A 25737-nucleotide genomic window follows, 5' to 3' on the forward strand; every position below is an offset into this window, starting at 1 on the left:
GTTTAGTTCGATTCATCTACTTTTCTGAATTTTAACTACTCATTATGCAATGTGGCTCACACATATGCATGGGCATTTAAAATTAAATCATTTGCATATGTTATGTTTCTCGAATTTTTATAAAGTCTAGGTTATTACATGAAAAATAAGGTATTTCTTTGCTCTGCTCTTCTTCTCGCATTATCTGGGTGTGCTTCTGTGCCAACAGTCGATTCTTCAGTTTCTGATCAAGCGAAAACGTTCCCTGCTCCTAAAGAAGGTAATACAGGCATCTATATCTATCGTGAAGATACTTTTGTCGGTGGCGCGCTCAAAAAGTACGTATATGTTGATGGAGAATGCGTAGGTGAAACGGCTCCTGGTGTGTTCTTTTATCACGAGGTCAAAGGAAACGAAGAGCATGTCGTCAGTACGGAATCTGAATTTTCTGAAAATCACGTCTCCCTTTTTACTGCTGAAGGTCGGAATTACTTCGTTAACCAATACATTAAAATGGGCGTTTTTGTCGGTGGTGCAGGTGTTGAGTTAGTCGATGAAGAAGTAGGGAAAGCTGAAGTACGCAAAGTCGCAATGGCTGAAAGCGGTAACTGCCCTTCTATATAGTGATTCAATCTAATTCAAGATGACGTCAGAGCTTCGAGTTTCTGACGTTTTTTAATTTATAGGCATTTTGACTTTAGGAAAGGACATGTCTGAAGTAATAGAAAACACCCCTACAATTGTACTCGCGTCTCGATGGTCCCGAGTAGGGGCAAGTTTGATTGATGGCCTGATTGGTATAGCTATGATGACGCCAATCTTTCTCTATACCGATTATTTTCAAAAAATATTCGATACAGGGAAAATTGATACGACAGAACTACTTATAGCCTCAGCTTACGGTTGGTTGGTGTTCTTTTTGTTACACGGATATTTGCTGCATAAGAAGGGGCAGACGATTGGCAAAAATCTAATGGAAATCGCGATTGTCGATATGGAAGGTAAGTATATAGGGTTATTCAAAATAGTGGGTAAACGAATGATACCTATGACAATCGTTACGTACATACCTGTAATTGGTCATTTTATAACGACGCTAGATTGTCTGTTTGTTTTGCGCAAAGACAAGCGTTGCCTACATGATTTAATCGCAGGAACTCAGGTTGTTAGTGTTTCGGTGCCGAGAAACCTAGATTTCAGTACTATCGAATAGAAATTCATAATCAAGCACTTAAATACTTTAGGAACTTCATGATTCATAAGCTTTTCTCAGCCATTTCTATTTACAGGTATTTACCGAATAATATCTATTATTTAGCACTGGCTAGAATGATTCTGGGAATGGGTAACTTTATCGTTCCATTTTTAGTCTTACTGTTAACCGATAAGTTGGGTTATTCCGCAACAGTCGCAGGTTCCCTTGCCATGGGTGTGACGGGCTCTTACCTTTTAGGGAGTTTTTTAGGTGGGAGATTAGCGGATAGGTTGGGACATAAACGGGTCATGGTGTTTGGCGAGTTTATGTGTGCTGTATTATTGATTATTTGTGGTTTCTTTGCCGATGCTCCGGTAGTCGTACCTGTGTTCTTGTTTTGTGCCTATTTCTTTGGCGGTTTAGCTTTACCCGCGAGTAATGCTTTAGTTGCCGATCTTTCTACCCCTCAGAATCGTGATGCAGTCATGTCATTAAGTTATCTAGCCTATAACTTTGGTTCAGCTCTTGGTCCTGTTATGGCTGGCTACTTGTTCTGGAATCACACCGACTGGATATTTTTCGGCAACGGTTTTGCTGCTCTTTTTTGTGTTTTTATTGTGGCTGTATTTGTGAAGTTGCAACCTGGAACGGAATCGACCAGCGAGAGTGAACTGGAACAGCCCGTTTCTGGTTCGGTTTGGTCAGTTTTAAAATCAAGGCCACGGCTTTTGTTGTTCACTTTTCTATGTGGATTACTGTGGTATTCGCTAAATCAAATGACTATGGCGAGTCCATTGTATTTGAGCCATGTGTTTGGAGAGCAAGGCCCAATTATTTTCGGGCAACTCATGACTTACGCTTGTGTTGTGGTGGTGCTGATTACGCCAATCTTAATGAAGTTCACGTCAGGTAAGGCTGAAACCGTAAGCCTTGCCTATGCAGGCTTTATGTTTGCCTTTGGTTATATGCTTGTCATGTTGTTTCCTAACATTCCTGTTCATTTTTTTGCTTGGCTATTTCTATCTGCGGGCGAGGTTCTTCTTTTGACAAAAGAGGGCATATATCTAGCAAACAACTCCCCTTCGAGTCATCGTGGACGCATTCAAGGCGTGCTCATTACCTTGCGAACGGTTTTCGTTATGCCTAGTTTTATCGTGATTGGCTACTTTATCGATGATTATGGGTACACTTTCACTTGGTTTAGTGTGATATTAATTTCAGTTGTTGGTGCCGTTGGTTTTTATCTTATGTCAGCTAAGGGGAAGCAATCTCCAACGTTAGTCACCGAGTAGTTATTCGATTTACTAGCAAGTAGTATCTTTTAGTCACCAGAGGTAGGCTTATGATCACAATTAGAAAAGCGGTTGAGTCTGATGCTCAGGATATTTTCGATATTCGAAGCCGTGCCATTGCCGAGAAGTGCTCGGCTTATTACTTAGAAGAACAGCTGTCAATATGGACGCAGGGTGGAATGTCTGATGGATTCATAAGCGATGTAGTCCAAACTTTTCACGTTTCAGAAGTCGATGACCGAGTGATTGGCAGCGGCAAGATCAACATCGAAACTGGTATGATTGATGCTATTTTTGTGGACCCAGATTTTTCCGGAAAAGGCGCAGCGAAGCAGATGTTGCAGTTCTTAGAGGAACTCGCGATTCAACACAATTTGCCGTTAATGAAGTTAGAATCGACTCTGAATGCCGCTGCGTTTTATCGTGCGTGTGGCTTTATTGGCGATGAACTTTCCACTTATCACTCGCCTAGAGGTATTAGCCTCGACTGCATCCCGATGGAAAAGCCGTTAGTTGCTTAAATAAACAGCGCCAACGCCAATTGTTGGTGCTGTTTTTACTTTCCTCTTACACTCCTTTCAAATATCGAATTTAGTATCAAATTTCTCTTTGTTACACAGGCAAGTCTCTCATTATGAAGAACTTCTTTGATAGCGAACTCATGCTCTCTAGCTCCTTGAATTTCGTTTTGCTATCGCTTGGGCTAACGCTCCTTTTTCATCTTCCGATTTGGTGTGGGTTCAACTTGAGCCGACGAAAGTGGAAGCTCATGGATTATTTATGGCCGTTTCTAGCGGGTATCGGGATGCTGGGTGCAGTGTCTGAGATTCGTGCGAAAGTAGCGGGTGATTGGGTTGAAACAGAACAAACCAGAGCGGTGGCGATTTTAGAATCGGTTCAGCAGTTTTCTTTGGATAAATTAAGAAGTGATACCTGCACCGGTCAGCCATCTTTAGATAATCACGCTCAGCACCACGAAGCGTGTTTGTGGTATTTGAATACGGCGATCACGTTCAAAGATGTCGATTTCACCTTGTTACCCAACGCATCGGATTTTACGGTTCCTGCGCCGAGCGTATCGCTGGTGGAAAGTGATGCAGTGTGGGTGGATGGTATGTTGAGTCAGTATGAGAAGCAGAAAAACCAGTACATAAAAACCAGAGAAGCGCAGGTGAAGCAGCCACTAGAAAGCATCTTTTGGTATGTGAGTCCTTACTTAGTTTGTTTCGCGATTGCGTTGCGTTTGACGAAAGTCACCGCAGAGCTCAAATTAGATAAGTGCGCATAGTTTGAGTTCTTAGTACTTATTACCCAGATAGAAAAGGTGAAGTAATGAATGTGAGTGAGTTTTCTCGGTTGGTGGGTTTGTCTGCCCATACGCTTCGCTACTACGAAAAAATCGGCTTGCTGAAAAATGTTCAGCGGAACAGTAGCGGCCATCGAGTCTATACATCGAAGGACGTCACTTGGATTGAGTTTGTGAAGCGGCTGAAAGACACCGCAATGCCACTGGATGAGATTTTAGAATACGCAAAGCTGAGGGAGTTAGGGCCAGAATCGGCTTCGCAGCGCCAAGTGTTGCTGGAACAACATCAACAAAATTTGCGAGCCCATATCGAAGAGCAACAAAAGCATCTGGCAGCGTTAGAGCAAAAGATTAGTTTGTATCGAGATGGAAAAGTCGGTTGACTTAGAGTCGACTCTAACTTGTAAGGTGTTCCTGTAACCCTAAAAACAGGAACATATACATGAATCAATCACGCTTCGACATTGGCTTAGAAAGACTGAATTACATCGACGGAGAAGCAGGGCAACAGGTTATCGAAAGTCTGCAAGACATCTGCCCTGATCTTGCCAAATATACTATCGAGTATCCCTTTGGTGACATCTATTCACGCCCCGGTTTGGATTTGAAATCACGAGAGATTGCGACCGTGGCAGCCCTGACTGCGCTCGGCAATTGTGCGCCTCAGCTTAAAGTTCACTTGAATGCAGCGCTTAATGTCGGCTGTAGCGAAGAGGAGATCAAAGAAGTGATACTGCAGATGTCGGTGTATGCGGGGTTCCCTTCGGCACTTAATGGCATGTTTGCTTTTAAGGAAGTGCTTGCTGAGAGAAACACTGCTTGAGATAAACAGAAAATATAGTCTGAAAAGGGAGCGCCGACTTTACTAATTTGCGCTCCCTTTTTATTGATTGGTTAAGTCCTCAAGGTCGTAAACCTGAGGGTTCGTGGTTCTTTAAGACGATAAAGACAGCGCGAATGACAATAAGATAGGTAAGGTAACCACGCTCAGGAAGTTACCAAACAACACCATAGACGCGACCTTAGGTGGCTCTACATTGAACCTTTCTGCAAACAGGTAGTTCATCACTGCGGGTGGAAGCATGGTGAACAGCACCATCATTTGCAGATGCAGCGTTGGCAGCGGGATAAAGAAGTAGATGATGGTAAAAGCGATGGCGCCCGTAAACAGCGATTGAGCCGTACACAGCAAGCCGACTTTTAATCCGCTCAGTCTCAAGTTGACCATTTGCGAACCCAGCGACAACAGCATGATAGGCACGGCTGCTTGTCCAAGCAGCGAAGTGGCTTCGTAGATTGGATTCCACACACCAATGCCAGATAAGTTGAGCGTCATCGCTAATGCGGCGGCTAAGAATATCGGCATTTTGAGGATCTGTTTGATCGGGTTGCCATCACTTAGCAAAGCCAAACCAACACTAATGTGCACACATGCAGATACAACAAACAGCAGCACTGCAGGGGCCAATGCGCTCTCACCAAAGGTATAAGTGAACAGGGGAATCGCAAGGTTGCCACTGTTGCGAAACATGTGTGGCGGAGCCCAAGCTTTGAAGTTGAGCTTAAAGATCTTACAGATTGGAATCATCAATAAGGCTGGCACTAACACCGCAATCAAAGAGGCGGTGATGAGTGGCAGTTGTTCTGTGTCGAGAGGCATGGTGGTCAGCGATGCAAACACCAAAGCAGGAATACAGACATCCATGTTAATGCGATTGATCGGTTTGAAATCGGGCTTGAGCCAACGACCCACCGCAAAGCCAGCACTGGCTAAAGCAAAAACGGGAAACAGAATGCTGACGACCTGTTCGAACATAGAAATCCTTTCTAGATTTGGTGCTTCCATTTAGTTGAGAAACGAATGTTTTAGAGAGACGCCAAACGAAGCATAAAGTCGATATGTATAAACATTAACCTATCAATATAATGACTTGGCGTCACCGAAGATCGTTGTCTGTGAGCGGTTAATTTATTATTTCTTTGAATGAAGCACAAAAAAGACCAGTGGCATCAGCAACTGGTCTTTAAAGGCTAGATAAATCTGGACGGATTATATAATTAACGACGGCTTGTCGCTGTCTAGCGATTGTTACTCGGTTTTAAGCCTAACTAACGAGCTTCTTGTAATCTTTGAAGTTCACATCGTAGGCCTTTTCGCCGTAGATGTAAGTCTCGCTAACGGTTCTGTCGTCACCCAAGCTCATTAGTACAAACAGCTTCTCTTCAAGTTTGGTGGCTTGTTCCATTCTAAAGCGCATCAGCTGTGTAGCGTGTAGATCCAACACCACGAAATCTGCTTCTTTACCGACTTCTAGGTTACCGATCTTGTCTTCTAAATGCAGTGAACGTGCACCGCCTAGAGTTGCCAAGAACAGCGACTTAGCCGGGTGCAACTTCTTATGCTGTAGCTGCATGATCTTGTACGCTTCACTCATGGTTTGCAGAATTGAGAAGCTGGTGCCTGCGCCTACATCAGTACCCACGCCGACACGAATACCGTGATCTTCCATCTCTGGTAATCGGAACAACCCAGAACCTAAAAATAGGTTCGAAGTCGGGCAGAAAGCGATTGCCGAATCGGTATCCGCGAGGCGTTTACATTCGCAATCTGAAAGGTGAATACCGTGTGCGAATACCGAGCGTTTGTGCAGTAGGCCATAGTGGTCATACACATCCAAGTAGCTGTCGCGCTCTGGGAACAGCGATTTCACCCACTCGATCTCTTTTTCATTTTCTGAAAGGTGAGTGTGCATGTACACGTCTGGGTATTCTTCTAGCAGTTTACCTACAGTAGCAAGTTGTTCTGGTGTGCTGGTTGGCGCAAAACGAGGTGTCACCGCGTAAAGCAAACGGCCGCGGTTATGCCACTTTTCGATCAGCTCTTTTGAGTCTGTATAGCCAGATTCTGGTGTGTCGGTGAGGTAATCAGGCGCGTTGCGATCCATCAGAACCTTACCCGCGATCATACGTAGGTTACGCTTCTCGGCTTCTTCAAAGAATACGTTAACCGACTCTTTGTGTACCGTGCCAAATACGAGTGCAGTGCTGGTGCCGTTGCTTGCTAATTCGTCTAGGAATAGCTTCGCTACTTTGTGTGCATAGACTGGGTTTTTAAAGCGTTTTTCTTCTGGGAAGGTGTAGTTCTCTAACCAATCTAGTAGCTGCTCACCGTAAGACGCGATCATCCCTGTTTGAGGGTAGTGGATGTGCGTATCAATAAAGCCAGAGGTGATCAGCTTGTCTTTGTATTCTTTTACTTCGAGTGTTTTAGGTTGGCGAGCCAATACCTCATCGGCAGGGCCTAAGTCGACGACATGGCCGTTCTCAACCACTAAAACACCGTCTTCAAAATAGTCGTAAGACTCATCGATACCGACGTCTTTTGGGTCGGCGACGCTGTGTAAAATGCTGGCGCGATAAGCTTTGCGTTGCGTTGTCATGTTTACTTCCTTTTAATGACTTCAGCGACGTTATGGCCACTGAAGCTTTGCGACTTTTGTTAGGCGATCTTCTCTTCCAATGGTGGTCCGCCTATATCGCTTGGTTGACTGTGTTGATCGGTCAAATCCTGATTTCGATATTGTTTGGTTGGGCGCTTTTGTTCAAGCGCTTGGCCTTGATAGTGTGCGATCAGTTCACCCGCAACTGATACCGCAATTTCCGCTGGATGTTTACCATTCACCGCGCTTATACCAATCGGGCAAAGCATGGTTTCAATTTGTTCTTGGCTGTAGCCGCGTTGCTCTAAGCGGAAGTCGAACTTCTTGCGCTTAGTCAGAGAACCAATCATGCCAAAGTAACGGCTGTCTTCACGGTCGATAATCGCTTTAGTCAGGTCAAAATCGAGCTGGTGGTTGTGCGTCATCACAAGGTAATAACTGTTCGGTGGCATGTGTTTTACTTCACCGACTGGGTCGTCTGAAACAAGCTTCTTCACACCATGTGGCAGCGTTTCAGGGAACACTTCTTCACGTTCATCAATCCAGGTCACACGGAAGGGCAGAGTCGCGACAATGTGCAGCAGCGCTTTGGCAACGTGGCCTGCGCCGAACAACACAAGGTGGTTCTGTTGAGTGCCAATCGGTTCAAAGCTTAGTGTTGCCATTCCGCCACAACATTGGCCTAAACGAGCACCTAGGTTGAAGCGTTCCACTTTGAGTGATTTTTCGCTGGCAATTAGCATTTCACGCGCCATTTTAGTGGCCACATGTTCAAGGTGACCACCACCAATCGTAGCGATGATTCGGTCACGAGTCACAAGCATCTTGGTGCCCGCATCACGCGGAACGGAGCCTCTGTCTTCAAGCACTGTCACCATCACACATGGTTCGTAGTTCTCTTCCAGTTTTGCCAGTTCGTGAATCCAATTATCCTTAAACATATGTCCTCCTAAATCCCTTTTATGCTTCCTAAGCTATTTATTGCGATCTAAACGATCCACATGAGCCCTAAGCCGTTTCTGATTGAGCATCGACCGAAGTCGGAGCCGTTTCAGTGACTTCCTGAATCGCCATCAAGATACGTTCTGGCGTTGCAGGTGTGTTGAGCTTAGGAATCGCGCCATCGACAGCGACATAGCTAATGGCGTCTTTCAGTGCGCTCCACACCGACATTCCCAACATGAAAGGCGGTTCACCCACGGCTTTCGAGTTGAAGACGGTGTCTTCTGGGTTGTTACGGTTTTCTAAAAGGTGCGTTCTGAAATCAATTGGCATATCAGCAATCGCAGGGATCTTGTAACTTGCCGGGCCATTGGTCATCAAGCGGCCTTGCTGGTTCCACACCAACTCTTCCGTCGTTAACCAACCAACACCTTGCACAAAGCCACCTTCGACTTGGCCGATATCAATCGCAGGGTTCAATGAAGCGCCCACATCATGCAGAATATCGACACGCAGAATCTTGTTCTCGCCGGTTAAGGTATCGACGATAACCTCTGAACAAGAGGCACCATACGCGTAGTAGTAGAACGGACGACCGCGTGCTTTCTCGTGATCGTAATAGATCTTCGGAGTGCGGTAAAAGCCGGTGCTCGATAGCGAAATTTGATTAAACCAAGCCAGCTCAACAAATGAGTTGAAGGTCATGATCTCATCGCGGATTTGCACCATGCCGTTCTTAAATACCACTTCTTCAGGCCACACTTTGAAGTGCGAAGAAGCGAAGTCAATCAGGCGCTGCTTAATGGTCATTGCGGCGTTTTGCGCGGCCTTACCGTTGAGGTCGGTGCCCGATGAGGCTGCGGTTGGTGATGTGTTCGGAACTTTGTCTGTGTTTGTAGCGGTGATCTGGATACGTTCGACATCGACTTGGAACTCCTGTGCAACGATTTGTGCCACTTTGATGTTCAAGCCTTGCCCCATTTCCGTACCACCGTGATTCAAATGAATACTGCCATCGGTGTAGATATGGATGAGCGCACCTGCTTGGTTTAAGAAAGTCGCAGTAAACGAGATACCGAATTTCACTGGCGTGATAGCAAGGCCTTTCTTCAAGATAGGGCTTTGCTTGTTGAACTCGGCAATGTCTTTACGACGTGCGTGATAGTCACTGCTGCGTTCAAGCTGTTCGGTTATCTCAGGTAAAAAGTTGTCTTCAACGGTTTGGTAGTAATGGGTCACGTTACGGCCTTCTTCGCCGTAGTAGTTCGCCTTACGTACTTCCAAAGGATCTTTTTTCAGGTAACGCGCAATCTCGTCCATGATGTGTTCAATGGTCATCATGCCTTGCGGGCCACCAAAGCCACGGTACGCGGTGTTCGATGCGGTATTGGTTTTGCATCGATGACCAACCACAGTTGCATCACCTAGATAATAGGCGTTGTCTGAGTGGAACATCGCTCGGTCGACGATAGAACTTGATAAGTCTGGCGAGTAACCACAGTTACCTGCAACGGTAATATCGGCACCTTGAATCACACCATTGTCGTCAAAACCGACCGTATATTGATTGTAGAACGGGTGGCGTTTACCGGTTTGCTGCATGTCTTCACTGCGCAGCAAACGCATTTTGGTTGGTCGGCCTGTAAGGTGTGCAATCACAGCTGCCATACATGCTGGAGAGGCCGCTTGAGTCTCTTTACCACCGAAGCCACCGCCCATACGACGCATATCAATCACGACTTTGTGCATTGGCACGCCAATCACTTCCGCAACCAGTTTTTGAACTTCGGTCGGGTTTTGGGTCGAGGTGTAAACGATCATGCCGCCATCTTCGGTTGGCATAACGCTACTGATTTGAGTTTCTAGGTAGAAGTGCTCTTGGCCGCCGATCTCTAGGTCACCAGAGATCACGTGTTTTGCTTTTGCCAGCGCGGCTTTTGAGTCACCACGTTGTTGAGTGTGGCTTTCTGTTACGAAGTGCTCTTTCTCTAGTGCTTCTTTTACATCAAGAATGGCAGGGAGTTCTTCGTATTCAATGATTGCAGCTTGTGCGGCTTTACGTGCGGTTTCTAAATCATTGGCTGCCACGGCAATCACAGGTTGGCCGTAGTATTCTACTTTGCCGTCTGCAAGCAGTGGGTCACCCGGAAGAATCGCGCCGATATCTAGCTCACCCGGTACGTCTTTCGCTTGAATGGCAATCGCCACGCCTTCGAATTCGTAACACGGTGATAAATCTATTTTTGTGATATTGGCGTGCGCTTGAGTGCTCAGGCGTGCGTATACGTGTAGCTGATTTGGGAACTCTAGGCGGTCATCAATGTATACCGCTTCGCCTGTTACTTGCTTGGCTGCACTGTCGTGTTTAACGCTTTTACCTACGCCAGTTTTTAGGTCTTGTTTTGCAATGGTAACCATCTCTTCGTGGGTCATCGCATGCTCGTGTGATTTAGACATAAGACGTTACCCTTGTTTCGATTTGGTTGTTTTTGTTCTGCTGTTCAATGAAGTAACGACGCAACATATTTGCTGCCGACAGTGAACGGTATTCTTGGCTTGCACGGAAATCGGATAGCGGCTCAAAGTCGTTATACAGTTCCTGCATCGCTAACTTAATATTAGCGTCTGTCCACGGTTTGCCTAATAACGTATTTTCACAACGAGTTGCACGCTTAGGCGTTGCTGCCATACCGCCGAAAGCGATACGAGCGTAAGAAACCTTGCCATCTTCAATTTGAATATCAAACGCGCCACACACCGCAGAGATGTCGTCGTCTAAACGTTTCGACACTTTGTAAGCTCGGAAGCTGTCGTTGGTTGGCTTAGGAATGATGATCTGTTCGATGAATTCACTCTCTTTTTGCGCCGTCACTTTGTAGCTGATGAAGTAATCTTCAATCGGCATCGTGCGAGACTCGTCGCCGCTGCGAAGTTTGATCTTCGCGTCGAGAGCAATCAGCAGAGGAGGGGTGTCACCGATAGGTGAGGCATTCGCTACATTACCGCCAATGGTGCCTTGGTTACGCACTTGCAGTGACGCAAAGCGGTGTAGCAGTTCACCAAAATCTGGGTAGTGTTTTTTCAGTAGTGCGTAAGAGTCACTGATAGGCAGGTTGGCACCAATAATTAAATCGGTGTCGGTCTCTTCGCATACTTTCATATCTTCAACAAGGTTTACGCTGATCAGTGTTTCAATCTCGCGATGGAATTGCGTCACTTCCAATGCTAAATCCGTGCCGCCAGCAACCAGCTTAGCGTTCGGATGTGCTTGAAAAAGCTTGGCCAGCTCATCGGTGCTTTTCGGGGAAAAAGCGGTGAGGTGACCAAGGCGTAAGTTGGCTTCAGTGTCTTGAATACCTTCTAGCTTCTTGATGGTGTTGCGTTCAAGTTCTGCAAATTGGTCAATCAAAGGCTGGTCTGTTGAAAGCGACATCGCAGCATCAACAATTGGTCGGTAGCCAGTACAGCGACATAGGTTACCCGCCAGTGATTCCATGACGTCTTCTTTGCTCGCATCGGGTTTGTTCTTGCCTAGGGCAAACATCGACATGATGAAGCCCGGCGTGCAGTAACCACACTGTGAACCGTGAAAATCAACCACCGCTTTCTGCACTGGGTGCAAAGAGCGATCTCGATTTTGTAGATCTTCTACTGTGATCAGTTGCTTGCCATGCAGCGCTGAAACGAACGTAAGGCAAGAGTTCACCGAGCGGTATTGCAACTGTCCGTCAACCACTTCACCGAGAACTACCGTACATGCACCACAGTCACCCGACCCACAACCTTCTTTTGTACCCGTTTTATTAACCTTGGTACGAAGGTAGTTGAGCACTGTCATATTTGGCGACAGATTATCTTCACGTCTTATTTCCTGATTGAGCAAAAAAGTAATCAAGAGACCTCCTTGTAAATCGACATATTTCCATGTGTATTCTTTTTGACTTCTAGGTCAATAATTATCCATCCTGACCCTGCGGTCAACTATTTATTTACAAAAATGCAACAAAGAGGGGCTGTCGTGAATTGTATACAATTTAATTTTGGTCGTAGTAGTCTGTTTTATAAGGGTTTGGATTGAGAGTGAACAGTTTTATGGTGTGAATGAATGGATAGCTATGTATACAAGATAAAGACAAGATTTATGGCACTGTTGGGAGTGATTCTGTAGAGGCTAAGATCGTTGTTGAGGCTAGAATAGACAGTGCTTTAGATGGATGTGAGCCGATCGTCGTCTTTATTTTTAGGGGAGAGGGCATAAAAAAGAGAAGTAAACGCAGAGGCTTACTTCTCTCCAATTTTGTTAACAAAAAGCTGTTAACAAAAAGTTGTTAACGGATGGTTATCAATCGTTTGTTGAATCGTCTATGACTTACTCTTAAGCAGGTCTGAGAACACGACATGCAGATCACTAGAAGCTGTGCTGCTGTCTAGGTTGAGCTTCGAACGAATATGGCTTAGATGTTCTTGCATCAATTCTACTGCTTGTTGTTCGTTACCTGACTCAATTGCATCCAGTAAGCCTGAGTGTTCGTCTAGAGAACAGTTCGAGTGGTTACCTGTCTCGTATTGAGCGATCAACAGTGAGGTTTGCGATACCAAGCTGCGTTGAAAAGCGAGCAGTGGTGCATTCTCTGCCATTTCAGCCAGTTTGATGTGAAACTCGCCAGACAATCGCAAGCCAGAACCGTAATCACCTTGGTCAAAGGCACAGTTCTCTTTCGCGACTAATTTTCTGCACTCTTCTATCTGTGCTTTGGTGGCGTTTTTCACCGCAAGTTCAGTGATAGCAATCTCCATCACTTCACGTGCTTTAAATATCTGTTTGGCTTCATCCACTGTTGGGGCGGCAATCATTGCGCCTCGGTTCGGGCGGATCACCACAACTTGTTCTAAAGAAAGACGCAGTAAGGCACGACGGATAATTGTACGGCTAACGCTAAAAATTTCTGCTAGGGCTTCTTCGCTTAATTTGGTGGCTGGTGGCAGCCTTTGTTCTAGTATCGCGTCGAAGATATGGCAGTAAACAACATCGTCTTGAGTCTGGCCTGTGACTTTAGTTTTTACACCTTTGGAGACAGAGTTTTTGAGAACTGTCATAGAGATAAGGGCCCTTGTTTAGTCGGATAGGGTTAATCGAGAATAATTCATGAGTGCTACCCTACATTGTATACACTTATCTATACAATGCCACCGAGTGAAAGTGCGATGTACGCTTATTTGTTAATGACTTATAACATTTAGTTTGCGGTGAAGTGTGTGCAATCTTGAGCTTTAAATCATTTGGAGTGCGGCTAGACGCGATTATCACCGCAGCTGTACGCCACGATCTGGCTTATTTCGCTCAGGCTACGCCCTGATTGTTGTTGCCATTCGTTGAAGGCTTTACCCGCTGCCAGTTGTGCTCGCTTGGTGTTACGGCCGCTATCGACAACATCTGTGCTGCGTAGGTGAGCTTCAACGTCCGAAGACAAGATAAAGGTGTCTTTGCCCATTTGGCGTAAAGTGTAGGCGCCTGTGTTTCCGCCCAATCGCTTACCGTGTTTTTTCAGGTAATCCCAAAGTTCTGTGATGCGCTCTGATGGCCAGTCGGCAACCATTTGCGAGAATGAATCGGCTTCACGCTTGGCGTTGTGGATCATGGTGGCATTGGCAGGGATGGTCATCACCTTAGTAAGGTGACGAATAATGCGCGGGTCTTGCGCTTTCTGTTCCCACATTTCATTCGGCAGCATCAGCATTTTTTCGATATTGAATTCAAAGAACACTTCTTCAAATTGCGGCCATTTCTTCCTCACTACATTCCATGAAATACCACACTGGAATACTTTTTCAGTAAAGGCGGCTAGCCAACGATCGTCGGTGATTTTTGATAGCTCGGCTTGTGAAAGGGGCGCACGAACAATTTTTTCGAGTTCGGCCGCTCCGCCTTTGCGGTGAGCTGCACGTTGGTAAATAGTATCGAATTTTTCTTGGGTCATGAAGGTTCCAAATTACATCTGTGTATCTTGAGTATGTAGCCAATGCTTAATGATATGGGGTCAAATCTAGTAATTAAAACGAACTAGCAGAGCTTTAATTCCATTTGATACAGGGGCCACGTTTTGCCATTGAACTCTTTGACGCTCGGCTCTTTGTCGACCACCTGAAAGCCGGCTTTGTCGTAGCAACGTTTTGCTCCGATATTCTGCTGAAATACCGCCAAGCTGATGGTGGTGACATCAGGGATTTGTTTCGCGGCGTCTAATGCACTTTCTATCATGGATTGCCCAAGCCCTTTGCCTCGTTGGTTTGGGTGAATCGCGACTCGGCAGAAACGAAGTTCGTTGTCTGACATGCGTTGAAATTCCATAAAGCCAAGCAAGTCATCGGTATTCGATTTCGCATTCGATTCAGAGTATGACTTAGATGCAGAAAAGGTATACAGCTCAACCTGTGGTTCTTGAGATCGCTCGATGATTGAATCGGCTTCTAACGGCCAACCAAATGTTCGTCCGCCCCACAGAACGTAGTCTTCTAGGGATGTAAACCAAGTGACGATCTCTTCAGCGTCGGATGCTTTAAAGCGGTTTATTTCCATATCCTTCTCTCTTCCTTATCGCGTGTCTCTTTTTTTAAGCCGTTAAACTTCGGCGCCCAATTGTTCAAGAAAGCCACGCATGTAGTCGGTGCGCTTGTTGGCTTCTAATTTGGCAGATTCTGTATTCATTGTTTCAGCCAGCTTGAATAGCTTCACGTAAAAGTGGTCGACACTGTAATGCTTGTCATCCAAGTCACGATGTTCAGCGAATGGATCTTCGTGGTTATAGAGTTCAGCGTTAAAGCTTTGACCCACGTACAGGCAGCGTGCAATACCAATTGCACCGAGAGAATCGAGGCGATCCGCATCTTGGACTATTTGCGCTTCCAAGGTTTCTGGTGTGATGTTGGCACTGTAACTGTGAGTGACAATGGCGTGATGGATCTCATCAAGGTAGGGCGCAGGATACTCGATAGATTTGAGGAAAGAGATAGCCTTGTCTGCTGCCATTTGTGAGCTTTGGGCTCTGTCTGGGTGGTTCTTTGGAAAGGTGAAGCAATCATGAAGGTAAGCGGCGGGTAGAACGACTTCAAGCTTAGCCTGCTCTTGAGTACACAAAGCCTTGGCGGTTTTGACTACGCGCTTGATGTGGCTGATGTCGTGCGCTGCGTCTTGTGTCATTTCTTGCTGTACAAAATCAAGCAGTTGGCTTTCAAATTTTTCTATCACGCGTCCCTTTCTCCATATGTAGACGTTATCAATGTTGTTTATCGATCAGTGTCGTTTCATATCGACTGTAACAGTTTCAAGCGCGAGTTTTTATCTTTTATAAAAGGAATATCAACAAAAAAACCGACTATGTGAGTCGGCTTAATAGAAAGGTTATTCTGTGTTGATTAAAGCGTTATCAACGGTAATAAGAGCCTAAGCTGCAGCTTGTTGAAGCTGTGCTAACACATGGTGCAGGGAAGGGCTTATCGTGTGCCCAAGCGCTTTTACTTCTTCGCAAGGCTCAACCAGATCTGGGATCTGGAAACTGATCATGTTTGCAGCCATCGACGCGCGAATACCGTTGTTTGAATCTTCAAACGCTAGGCAGGTTTCAGGGGCAACACCTAGGCGTTCAGCCGCTAGCAGGTAGATCTCTGGGTGAGGCTTACCATGAGTCACTTCACAGCCAGTGCTTAACGAGGTGAAATAAGAATCTAGGCCAGCCAGTTCAAGCTTCTTCTTGGCGATATCTAACTGAGTGGAAGTTGCCACCGCGATTGGAATGTCGTTTGATTTTAGCCATTCAAGCAGTTCAATCACGCCGTCTTTTACTGGAATAGCTTGGTGCTTAACAATCGCACTGTAGCGAGTGCGCCATTCGTTGTTCAGCGCTGGGTAATCTAACCCTTCACCGTAGCCATTTCTAAAGATCTGTTCGATGGTTTTTGCGTTACAGCCAATGATGCCTAGGTAGACATCTTGCAAAAACGGAACACCTTGCGCGTGACATGCTTCTTCAAAAACCTGCATACAAAGTCGCTCGGTGTCGAGCAGCAGTCCATCCATATCAAAAATAGCAGCTTGAAAATTCATATCCGTGGTTCTTTATGTGTTGTCATCATGAGGGCGAGTATTTTGACATAGTGCCTGGAGATAGGCGAGTCAGTGTTCAGTAAGAATATACCGAATTGTCTCGGTAATATGCTTCTAGATGAGGAGAAACCTGATTAACTTGCGTTGGAATAATATCGTTCAGTTATGAGTCTGATGTTTGATAGGCCATGCGGTTCTAACAGACACAATAATGGCTATCATACATAACAAATCTAGGTTGAGTGCCTAGCTTCCTATTACAATTCATAAACTTACAGGCTTGGGATCGTGACCATAATCTTATAAAAAACAATTTGCGTGAGCCTGCAATCATAGTGTGACCAAGTAATAAGTAAAAGGCTGGACTAAAGGACAAAATATAATTAGTCCATATTTTTAGCAAGGTTGCTTATGTTGTATTTCGAGTTTCTATTTTTATTAGTCGTACTTTATATCGGGTCTCGGTATGGCGGTATCGGCTTAGGTGTTGTTTCTGGGATTGGCTTGGTTATCGAGGTGTTTGTCTTCAAGATGCCACCAACGTCTCCACCTGTCACCGTAATGTTGATCATTCTCGCCGTTGTGACTTGTGCTTCGATCCTCGAAGCGGCGGGTGGCTTGAAATACATGCTTCAAGTTGCGGAAAGGGTACTGAGAAAGAACCCGAAACGCGTCACCTTGATAGCACCGTTCGTGACTTACTCGATGACTTTCCTATTGGGTACTGGCCACGCGGTTTACTCAATCATGCCAATCATCGGCGATGTTGCGTTGAAGAATGGTATTCGTCCTGAGCGTCCAATGGCAGCGGCATCAGTGGCGTCTCAGCTAGCGATTACGGCTTCTCCAATCTCGGCTGCAGTGGTGTATTACCTCGCGCAACTTTCCGATGTCCAACACTCCATTACTCTGCTTTCCATTTTGATGGTGACGGTTCCTGCAACGCTGTTCGGCACACTTTTACTTTCTCTATATAGCTTGAAACGCGGTAAAGAGCTGAACGACGATCCTGATTATCAAGCACGTCTAAAAGATCCTGAGTGGAAAAAACGCATCGAGAACACGACGGCGACGTCCTTGGATGAAGTGCTTCCAACTTCGGCTCGTAATGCCGTGTTGATTTTCCTACTTTCAATTGTCGTGATTGTTATCGTGGCGATGGTGCCTGAGATCAGAACTATCGTAGACGGCGACAAGCCAATCAAGATGTCGGTAATCATCCAAATGATGATGCTCTGTTTCGGCGGTATCATCTTGCTGGCAACCAAAACTGACCCACGTGATGTACCAAATGGTGTGGTATTCAAATCGGGTATGGTGGCAGCAATTGCTATCTTCGGTATCGCTTGGATGTCGGATACTTACTTCCAATACGCAATGCCTCAGTTCAAATCTGGCATCGTGGAAATGGTAACCAACTACCCATGGACGTTCGCACTAGCGCTATTCATCGTATCGGTTGTGGTGAACTCGCAAGCAGCAACGGCACGTATGATGTTACCTGTTGGCCTTGGCTTAGGATTAGATCCAGCACTGCTTATCGGCTTAATGCCAGCAGTTTACGGCTACTTCTTCATCCCGAACTACCCATCAGATATCGCAACGGTTAACTTCGATGTCTCTGGCACCACCAAGATTGGTAAGTGGTACTTCAACCACTCATTCATGTCGGTGGGTTTAATCGGTGTAGTAGGTGCATGTTGTTTAGGCTACGCACTGGCACAGATTTTTATCGCTTAACCTGTTAACTAAGTAAAATGAAAAACAGCGCCTATTTGGGCGCTGTTTTTGTATGTGCTGTTAAACGTTTTGATTCGAATATAGGTTTCGAATTGATAACCAATCTTAACGTGGCTCAAAAGCCAAAGACTGAATCGCTTCTTCGATCGTTAGGAAGTGGATCTTCATCAGGCACACTTCTGCTTTCTGGAACTCGTGATTTCGAATCAGTTTGGTCACGCTTTCAACCGAATACTGGTCTGCTCGTTTAGCTAGAGACAGTTGATTTGAACTCGATTGAAGCGAGTAGCTGTCACCCTCTGAATCGATGAGGTAATCCTCTTCGCCCAAAATCATGTCTGAGCATTCGGCTTGAAAATCTTGTTCGGACGCGACGTAAATAAGCTCATCGTCACCGTCGAGTTTTACCAAAGATGGCCAACTGATCATTACTGCCTCTAAATCATGGATGTTGAAGTTTGATTTCCGACTATAAACACTTTTCGTTGATGGATCATCTCTAACCTCTAACGACTCGAACGTTACTTACTTAGAGATCGACCCAACGGCGCGAAATAACCTTGAAGCGCTTCATAAATATCTTTGCGATGCTTGAGGTCTGGATAGAGAGGGAACATATCCGGCTTGGTCGTGCCATCGACTAAGTAAGAATTCTCGATATCTGAACAGGATTCAATCGTAGCTTCAAAGGCTCGCGCCATCATTTCTGTTGGTAGTGAGAAGTAACGAGCCGAAGTTGCCTTGTCTGCAATGACACTGCGTGCAACGTAGTCGTGTTTATCTAGGTTGTTGTCACTGAGTAGTGTGGCATCGAACACTGACATCAAATTTTCGTTTAATGGATGAGGTCGCACCTTTCTATCGTGTAACCAACAGTCACTGGCAAACAAGATGTGTTTTCGAGGGCCAGATGTATCACCAATCTCAAAGGCCTTTTCGGCAATGTAGTGGTCAAATGCATGCCAGAACTCATGCGCTAACGCACCAGCACCTGCGTTTTTAGCAAGGGCTAACTCTCTTTGGTTTGGCGCGTAGTGTGCTTGTACACCCTTTCTGCCACCACTGCCGAACGCTAAGCCTAGTGTACCGCGCAGGCCAATTGCTTCTGGCGGCAGAGCCAAGATGTAAGCTAAGTCTGCCAGCGAGTCGAATATCAGATTAGCAGCCAGCTCCTTCTCTTCTTTAGAAACCCAAGCTCCCACGCGAATGCTGCCCATACCGAAGGTCTGTTTGATATCCATGAAAGACACCTGATCGCCATGTCGGTAGTCTGGGCCTTTGCGTGTTTTGTATTTAAAGTGAGTTAACTTCAAAGGGGGACCTTGGGAACGGAATTAAGATTGAGTGAGATGCTCTTGAAGGATGCATACCGTTTAGTTGCGTCCTTATGAATCCTTTTTTTGAGCTGCCTCTCTTGGAGTCAAAGAAAGTTAACACCTTTGTGACTAAATTACCGAACAAAATTAGCTTAGATTGAGCTCACGAGCGTCCCATGAGGTTGGGTTTCCTTCACGAGTCAGCGGAAACAGAGACTTGTCTGGTTTGGCATAACTTAAGCGGTGAAGCCTTTGAGTGACATGGTAGCTGTCTAGCCCTGAAATCGTTACTAAATCTAGCGCTTCTAAATTAAGGTAGCCATCCGGCATCACGGCACGTTTGGGTGCTTGAATCGTAATGACCTCTCCAATCAACATTTGCGTTTGATTGCTTTCAATCGATATCTGTTCTTTCAAAACTAACCCTATTTTGAGACTGCTTTCTAAAACAAATGGTGCGGGGAACATGTCGTCATAGTAAGGGGTGAGCCCGACGGCTTTGAATTCGGATGCCGTCTTTGGATAACGAGCCGAGGTTTGATGCGCTTTCTGAACAAAATCAGCCCCGATGCTGTTGATGGTGAAGTGTCGAGTTTCTAGGATATTCTCTAATGTATGGCGACGACTTTCTGCTGGTCGAACTATGAAGCCAAACAAAGGTGGATTCGACCCTAGATGAACCACAGAGCTCACCACAGCAAGGTTATCGAACCCCTGTTTATCACACGTACCAATTAGGTTGGCGCTTTTGAATCCCGATAAGGAATTAATTAAGCGAGCACGTTCTCGCTGATCCATCGTTTGGATATCTTGTCTTGAAAGGGTCATGTCCTTCATATCTTCTCTTCTTCTCATTTTTGTTTTCGATGACTTGTTTACTAACCAGACGATATTTACGCGAAAGCCCCTCCTAACGATCAGTTGAGCGTGTGCCTTTGCATATATTTACGTATGTTGACGTCGCTTTACATCACGCAAGCTAAAGTAATGATGTCGTCTTTATGAGTGTTAAAAAATGAAAACAGTCCGCAATATCATCTGGGCAATGATTGCCACAATGTCAGCCTTTTGGTTTGCGATGGAACCGCAACTCTTCGCTTCAAGCAATGTATTTGAATGGCGCTCGGGCATGATTCAGTATTCGGGTATTTTGTCTCTGATGTTAATGTCCATCACCATGATCTTGGCGATGCGTTTGCCTATGGTTGAGAATTGGCTCAACGGCATGGATAAAGCGTATCGAGTCCACAAATGGTTGGGTATTGGTGGCGTTGCACTGGGTGTGACACACTGGTTGTGGTACCAGGTTCCCAAGTGGCTAGTGATGTCTGGAGTGTTGGCTAAGCCTGTTCATCATGACGGTTCAGGCCCGGCAAGAACTTTGTCTGGTTGGGAAGCGTGGGTCAATGGACTACACGGTTTCGCTGAAAATATTGGCGAGTGGGGTTTCTATCTATTGCTTGTTTTACTGGTGGCGTCGTTGTGGGCGGCAGTGAAATACAAACCGTTTAAATTGTCACATCGCTTGATGTCTGTTGCGTATCTTTTGATCGTGTTTCACTCGGTATTACTGCTCAAACATGCCTATTGGGGTCAGCCTATTTATTACCTAACGGTGGCATTTGCTTTAGTTGGGTCTATTGCAGCGATTTACAGTTTGTTGGGTTTGGTTGGTCGTCGTAATCGGCATTTTACTTCTGTTGTGTCCACTCGATATTTTCCACAAGCTGAAGTGATGGAGTTGGTGCTAAAGCCAGATGCATCTTGGCGAGGCCATAAAGCAGGGCAGTTTGCATACTTGCGTTTTGGTAACGAAGACCCGCATCCGTTTACCATTGTGTCAGGTAGCGAAGATTCAGAACTGCGCTTCTTGATTAAAGAGTTGGGTGACTTTACTAATGGTCTTTATGAACGAGTAAATGCGGGCGATGCGGTCACGGTGGAAGGACCTTATGGTCGACTTGAGTTTGACTTAAGTAAGCCACAAATTTGGATTGCGGGTGGTGTCGGGATAGCGTCGTTTTTTGCAACACTTGAAGCGCTCAAAGCAGAGAAGACTCACTCTCGCATCGAGCTATTCTATTGTACCCGTGGTGTCGATGAGCATTTAGTCGATGAATTATGGCACCTTGCGCATCAAGTCGGTGTGAAGCTGAACGTAATAGATACCTTGCACTCTCCGCGATTAAATGCAGAGAGAATCGCGAGTCAATGTGGTGATCTAAACGTTTATGAACTGTATTTTTGCGGGCCAGAGTTGTTCTCAACATCGCTTAAAAAAGAACTCGATGCGTACAAGTTCAATGTTGACCAGAATTATCACGAAGAGCTGTTTGTGATGCGTTAAAAAGACCGAATGAGGTATCAATAGCGTCAACTTTGGCTCTTTGTTGCGGGGTTAAGGCAGCGGTTGGATTTGGTGTTATTGATACTTAACGACAAGCTCTAATTAAAAAGGCAAAAGTTACTCAATTTTTTATTGCAGCGGTTTGCTATTGAGCGATACCATGTACGGCTGTTTTATTGGTAAAGATTGCAAAATGTCAGATGAAAAGCTCGCGCTAGAGTGGATGCGTCAACAAGCGCATAGAATTGATCCATATGTTATAAATCCATCATTTGATGAATGCGTTGAGTTGCTTGAGCCTGCCTTTAAGAAGGGCAAGAGTGTCGCGCAGCTAAAATATCTATTATCAGAAGCGGATCGCCGAGCTGGCGCTGCCGAGCGTAAACACGCCGCTTTAAAGTTCGCCAAAGAAAAAAGCCCAAAGGCAGGCCAAAACCTTCGCCTTCAAAGCAAGCTTCAACAAGTTCAGTTGGCATTAAAGTTAGCGACAGGCGATAACAACATGACCATATCGCAGTTCTGTTCTGAGTATGATGTCAGTAAGCGAGACGGCAACGAAGCGTGGAATGAAAAGCTGGTTGAGCAGAATAATAAGAAGTGATTTTTTCGATGTCTTATTCTGCCTCGCTTGAGGCCCGATAAGATTTACTTGATCGTGAAAATTTGTTCATAAAGTCATTTCAAACCCTACCAATAAATGTTGTTCAACTGTATTTCAAAAGCCTGAAAAGCATCTTTTCTTCTCAGGCTTTGCGAACAGCTAGTCACTCATCTTTTTCGTCTTAACCGTAAACCACAGCTAAAAGTATCGATGAGCGAATATCAGATATTAAGGTTGAATGTTATTGAAGCTGACCTTCTGCGTTCCATCTCCAAGTTTCTCCAACTCAACCACATCCCCTTGATAATAATACGGTTCCATTGGCATCTTGCTGTTGGTTGGTCTCGCGTAGTGCAATACAGCCAGTTTAGCGTCAACTTGCTGAGCATATAAATAGCCAATCAAAGCATGTTCAAATTGATGGTAGCCATTCCCCCAATGGAAAGCCTTGGTGCGCTTGGGTTCAAGCCCTACGCCACCGTATTTATGGTCGACCCACACATCATGAAATGTTGGCAGCGTGTATTGCAGGACTTCTTTCATTGAACCATCGACTAGCGATACCGTCATAGCCGCTTGATCAAGCTCAGCCCACTCCCATGATGACGCCCACTGGCTGTGCGGTCTGCTCTGCCAGCCCGTGATATCTTGCCCTTGCCACATCTTCTGAAGTCGCTCACCAAAGTAGTTAGATACATTGGCAAAGTCTTTCTGATATTGCGCCTGATCCAGAGTGTGTTTCATGCCGTCTAAACCAAACTCCGACCAATCGGAATTATTTAATGCATGACCAGTTAGATAGGTCATCCAATACGCTTTGATGGTGTGTCCAAAATCGTTGTGATTGGCATTGGGCATCATGGCTGCTTTATCGTGAATAGCCCCGTAGAAGCGTTGTTCATCTTCAGAGTGATAGTGGTCGATCATAGCTTGTGTTAGCCAATTTAGGTCATCAAGCCATTTTGATTTGGTGGGCTCTTTCAGCAAAGGGGCGACTAACAGCATGTAACCGTTAATTTGATCAAGTTGCGCGACCAATTCACGTCGTGTGGCTTTTCCATCTTCACCGTCGGCAAGTACCCAAGCAAGACCACTGTTGTCGCTAAGTCGATACTTATCAAAGATAAAAGCTTGTTGGGCGATGAGTGCTTCTTCTACCTTTTTGTCTTGGGTTAGGTAGTAATACATCGCGAGTCCAACCAACGCATACGCTTGATCTTGAGAGGTACGTTGCTGCCAATTCTGACCTGCTTTACCCTCTTTTGTGTAGCCAATAAAGCCACCATTTTGCTTATCTTCTAGTTGATCAATGAGGTAGTAGGCGCCTTGTTTGGTAAGCGCTAAAGCCTGCTTGTCTCCGGTAAGATGGTAGAGCACGCCATAGGCATAAGTTTGACGTGATTTCATGCGCGTAAACTCTTTGCCGAAGTGGGGAGTGATCCAGCCTCTGTCTAATTCAGGACACACATCAGAAACATCGAGCAAGGTACCGTCATCACAACGAAATGTCGGGAAGTTGCCTATCGGTTCTCCCTGAGCACTAGGCATTAGCCAGTAAGGTGCTAGCCCTTCAGAGGCATGATTGATCCAGTCTTCTCCAGAGGGAAGGGTGACATTGGCAGATACAGCGAAACTGGTCACGCTGAGTAATGCGATGGTTGCTCGTAACATGATGTTTATCTTAATGATTTGAATTTAGTTGAATATAAACAATCAGGTCTGCACATTGTGATTAGACGATCACAATCGATCAAATTAAAACGGCTTAGAGGGGAAGCTTAAAGGTCATTGAGTCGTATTGAGTTAATCGAATCTCATCTAGCATTATCCAAAAATAGAATAATCAGTAATGACTATAAGTCATTGGATGAATTTTGGTCGCATTCGTATACTCGGTTCAAACAAAGGATGTTTTTTAAACAATTGAATGTTTCACCTTTACGAAGAGATATGCTCAACATGAAAAAACTTCTATTAGCTTCGCTACTCACTATCAGCACAATGCCTGTCTATTCTCAATCGTTTGATGATACCGACGACATCCTTGTTCGCGCATCGCAGATTGAAAATCTTGAATACAAAATGATGGTGCAGCGTGCCACTCAAACGGCGATTCACTATATGCCTGCCGTTACTCAGATTGATTTTTTGAAAGCAACCCGTCGTGATTTGAATGGCGACTACAATGACGTGGTTTACGTGAACGAACCTTTCGGCTCAGAAAAGGGATTCCTCACTGCCAATGACACCACAGCTTATGCGTGGGCAACCACAACCTCTAAAAATGGCCCCGTCGTTATTGAAGTGCCAGCAGCAACAGACAAAGTGAATTACTTTGGTTCGGTTGTGAACCAGTGGGAAGTGCCGATCACGGATGTTGGCTATAAAGGTGCTGATAAAGGTGAAGGGGGGAAATATCTCTTCTTACCGCCAGATTACAACAACGAGTTTGGTTCGAAGCAAGCACTAGAAAGCCAAGGTTATCTAGTATTTGAAACCGACACTTATCTGTATGGCTTTTCATTCAGACCATCGTTAACCAATGGTGCGACAGATTTAGATGCGGGTAATTACGCGAAGAAAATCAAAATCTACAATCTTGTTGATGCTGAAAACCCACCAAAGACAGACTACTTAGATGCAACGGAAGTCGCGTATGACAGTCTCCCATATTACAACGAGACGTTCTTTCAAGACATCAATGACGTTATCCAAGAGAACCCGGTCAGAGCTCAAGACAAGGCGATGGCGTCATTGCTAAAGGATCTTGGTATCGAAAAAGGCAAAAAATTCGACCCAACAGATGAGCAGAAAAAAGCGATACGTGAAGGTGTATTGATGGCTTATGCGCACATGCAATCTAAATTTGTAGAGCCAGATCAGACGGTGAGTGCGTTATGGAAAGATGAAAATGGCAAGCCTCTATCGCAATGGTCTTTCTGGAATTTTGGCCCTCAAGCTCAGCTTGGCTTCCCCTTTGTAGATGAGGATGAGGTGTTAGTCGATAAGCGAGCAGCGTCGTACTTCTATGTGACTTACTTGCCGAAGCAATTGGGCGGTTCAACCTTTTATCTAACGGGTTTGCGTGATTCAAAAGGTGAGATGTTAGATGGCAAAGCGACATACAAGCTTAATGTGCCAGTGGATACTCCAGTCGAAGATTTCTGGTCAGCCATTGTTTACAACATGGAAACCAAGAACTTCGTGAAAGGTGTCGACCGAGTTGGTCTCTCTTCTCGAAACGCGGACACGATGAAAAAGAATCCAGATGGTTCTTATGATTTGTACTTCGGCCCGGAAGCGCCAAAAGGACAAGAGGAAAACTGGGTTCCTACCGGTGGTGAAGATTACTTCTTACTGTTCCGACTTTACCGTCCAACATCGAAGACGTTCTTCAAAAACTGGATACTTGAAGACATGGAAAAAATCAGTGGCTAACCAGCAATAAACGCTAACCCGTTTCTGGAATTAAATAGCC

The 25737-nt window shown here is 45.3% G+C and carries 25 protein-coding genes; 11 read left to right on the forward strand and 14 right to left on the reverse strand.

Features of this window, described 5'->3' with window-relative positions:
- Window positions 1-138: 138 nt before the first annotated feature.
- From AC3CID_RS16235 to AC3CID_RS16265, 7 genes are all read left to right on the forward strand, one after another.
- Complete coding sequence (locus tag AC3CID_RS16235; RefSeq protein ID WP_017105042.1) at window positions 139-603, forward strand: DUF2846 domain-containing protein; 465 nt, start codon at window positions 139-141, stop codon at window positions 601-603.
- Window positions 604-688: 85 nt separating this feature from the next.
- On the forward strand, window positions 689-1192 hold the full coding sequence (locus AC3CID_RS16240; protein ID WP_145563071.1) for an RDD family protein: 504 nt from the start codon (window positions 689-691) through the stop codon (window positions 1190-1192).
- A 38-nt stretch (window positions 1193-1230) separates the two neighbouring features.
- On the forward strand, window positions 1231-2466 hold the full coding sequence (locus tag AC3CID_RS16245) for an MFS transporter (protein ID WP_081008948.1): 1236 nt from the start codon (window positions 1231-1233) through the stop codon (window positions 2464-2466).
- Window positions 2467-2516: 50 nt separating this feature from the next.
- A complete protein-coding gene (locus tag AC3CID_RS16250) occupies window positions 2517-2987 on the forward strand; it encodes a GNAT family N-acetyltransferase (protein WP_488527691.1) in 471 nt (156 codons plus the stop codon).
- Window positions 2988-3235: 248 nt separating this feature from the next.
- Window positions 3236-3754, forward strand: a complete 519-nt coding sequence (locus AC3CID_RS16255; protein WP_048669456.1) for a hypothetical protein — start codon at window positions 3236-3238, stop codon at window positions 3752-3754.
- A gap of 44 nt (window positions 3755-3798) precedes the next feature.
- Window positions 3799-4155: a MerR family transcriptional regulator gene (locus AC3CID_RS16260; RefSeq protein ID WP_488527692.1), complete on the forward strand. Its 357-nt coding sequence runs from the start codon at window positions 3799-3801 to the stop codon at window positions 4153-4155.
- A gap of 59 nt (window positions 4156-4214) precedes the next feature.
- Window positions 4215-4595, forward strand: coding sequence for a carboxymuconolactone decarboxylase family protein (locus AC3CID_RS16265; RefSeq protein WP_488527693.1), 381 nt, complete (start codon window positions 4215-4217; stop codon window positions 4593-4595).
- A gap of 111 nt (window positions 4596-4706) precedes the next feature.
- Here AC3CID_RS16265 and AC3CID_RS16270 read toward each other — a convergent pair whose 3' ends face one another.
- The 10 genes from AC3CID_RS16270 to AC3CID_RS16315 all read right to left on the reverse strand — a co-directional run bounded on the left by AC3CID_RS16270 (window position 4707) and on the right by AC3CID_RS16315 (window position 16255).
- Complete coding sequence (locus tag AC3CID_RS16270; RefSeq protein WP_488527694.1) at window positions 4707-5588, reverse strand: AEC family transporter; 882 nt, start codon at window positions 5586-5588, stop codon at window positions 4707-4709.
- 289 nt (window positions 5589-5877) lie between these two features.
- Window positions 5878-7212, reverse strand: coding sequence for a guanine deaminase (gene guaD, locus AC3CID_RS16275; RefSeq protein ID WP_488527695.1), 1335 nt, complete (start codon window positions 7210-7212; stop codon window positions 5878-5880).
- Between the two features lie 59 nt (window positions 7213-7271).
- The gene (xdhC, locus tag AC3CID_RS16280; protein ID WP_488527696.1) at window positions 7272-8153 is read right to left on the reverse strand and encodes a xanthine dehydrogenase accessory protein XdhC; all 882 of its coding nucleotides are present in this window, start codon (window positions 8151-8153) and stop codon (window positions 7272-7274) included.
- 67 nt (window positions 8154-8220) lie between these two features.
- Window positions 8221-10611 carry a xanthine dehydrogenase molybdopterin binding subunit gene (xdhB, locus tag AC3CID_RS16285; RefSeq protein WP_102561803.1) on the reverse strand — a complete coding sequence of 797 codons (2391 nt, stop codon included), beginning with the start codon at window positions 10609-10611 and terminating at the stop codon, window positions 8221-8223.
- Window positions 10604-12049, reverse strand: coding sequence for a xanthine dehydrogenase small subunit (gene xdhA, locus AC3CID_RS16290; RefSeq protein ID WP_488527697.1), 1446 nt, complete (start codon window positions 12047-12049; stop codon window positions 10604-10606). The genes xdhB and xdhA overlap by 8 nt, the downstream gene beginning before the upstream one ends.
- Before the next feature lie 467 nt (window positions 12050-12516).
- A complete protein-coding gene (locus tag AC3CID_RS16295; RefSeq protein WP_017075215.1) occupies window positions 12517-13251 on the reverse strand; it encodes a GntR family transcriptional regulator in 735 nt (244 codons plus the stop codon).
- A 194-nt stretch (window positions 13252-13445) separates the two neighbouring features.
- Window positions 13446-14132 (reverse strand): DNA-3-methyladenine glycosylase I, encoded by a 687-nt coding sequence (locus AC3CID_RS16300; protein WP_269336885.1) that lies wholly within the window; start codon window positions 14130-14132, stop codon window positions 13446-13448.
- 83 nt (window positions 14133-14215) lie between these two features.
- Complete coding sequence (locus tag AC3CID_RS16305; protein ID WP_488527698.1) at window positions 14216-14731, reverse strand: GNAT family N-acetyltransferase; 516 nt, start codon at window positions 14729-14731, stop codon at window positions 14216-14218.
- A gap of 42 nt (window positions 14732-14773) precedes the next feature.
- Complete coding sequence (locus tag AC3CID_RS16310) at window positions 14774-15400, reverse strand: HD domain-containing protein (protein ID WP_488527699.1); 627 nt, start codon at window positions 15398-15400, stop codon at window positions 14774-14776.
- A 195-nt stretch (window positions 15401-15595) separates the two neighbouring features.
- Complete coding sequence (locus AC3CID_RS16315; RefSeq protein WP_016785522.1) at window positions 15596-16255, reverse strand: HAD family hydrolase; 660 nt, start codon at window positions 16253-16255, stop codon at window positions 15596-15598.
- 411 nt (window positions 16256-16666) lie between these two features.
- Between AC3CID_RS16315 and AC3CID_RS16320 the strand changes: the two genes are divergently transcribed.
- The gene (locus AC3CID_RS16320) at window positions 16667-17995 is read left to right on the forward strand and encodes an anaerobic C4-dicarboxylate transporter (protein WP_029225082.1); all 1329 of its coding nucleotides are present in this window, start codon (window positions 16667-16669) and stop codon (window positions 17993-17995) included.
- Window positions 17996-18100: 105 nt separating this feature from the next.
- On the opposite strand, the gene AC3CID_RS16325 is transcribed toward AC3CID_RS16320, so the two are convergent.
- From AC3CID_RS16325 to AC3CID_RS16335, 3 genes are all read right to left on the reverse strand, one after another.
- On the reverse strand, window positions 18101-18424 hold the full coding sequence (locus AC3CID_RS16325) for a DUF4144 domain-containing protein (protein ID WP_488527700.1): 324 nt from the start codon (window positions 18422-18424) through the stop codon (window positions 18101-18103).
- Between the two features lie 92 nt (window positions 18425-18516).
- A complete protein-coding gene (locus AC3CID_RS16330; protein ID WP_488527701.1) occupies window positions 18517-19308 on the reverse strand; it encodes a CLCA_X family protein in 792 nt (263 codons plus the stop codon).
- 150 nt (window positions 19309-19458) lie between these two features.
- Complete coding sequence (locus AC3CID_RS16335) at window positions 19459-20148, reverse strand: flavin reductase family protein (RefSeq protein WP_488527702.1); 690 nt, start codon at window positions 20146-20148, stop codon at window positions 19459-19461.
- A 178-nt stretch (window positions 20149-20326) separates the two neighbouring features.
- On the opposite strand from AC3CID_RS16335, the gene AC3CID_RS16340 reads away from it, so the two are divergent.
- Window positions 20327-21658: a ferredoxin reductase family protein gene (locus tag AC3CID_RS16340; protein WP_488527703.1), complete on the forward strand. Its 1332-nt coding sequence runs from the start codon at window positions 20327-20329 to the stop codon at window positions 21656-21658.
- A gap of 193 nt (window positions 21659-21851) precedes the next feature.
- Window positions 21852-22259, forward strand: coding sequence for a hypothetical protein (locus AC3CID_RS16345; protein WP_026012354.1), 408 nt, complete (start codon window positions 21852-21854; stop codon window positions 22257-22259).
- A 228-nt stretch (window positions 22260-22487) separates the two neighbouring features.
- On the opposite strand, the gene AC3CID_RS16350 is transcribed toward AC3CID_RS16345, so the two are convergent.
- Complete coding sequence (locus AC3CID_RS16350; RefSeq protein WP_488527704.1) at window positions 22488-23930, reverse strand: AGE family epimerase/isomerase; 1443 nt, start codon at window positions 23928-23930, stop codon at window positions 22488-22490.
- 288 nt (window positions 23931-24218) lie between these two features.
- Between AC3CID_RS16350 and AC3CID_RS16355 the strand changes: the two genes are divergently transcribed.
- Entirely contained in the window at window positions 24219-25697 is a 1479-nt protein-coding gene (locus AC3CID_RS16355; protein ID WP_488527705.1) for a DUF1214 domain-containing protein, read from the forward strand.
- The last annotated feature ends 40 nt before the right edge of the window (window positions 25698-25737 follow it).

It is taken from the genome of Vibrio sp. QJM3NY_21 (assembly GCF_057785975.1).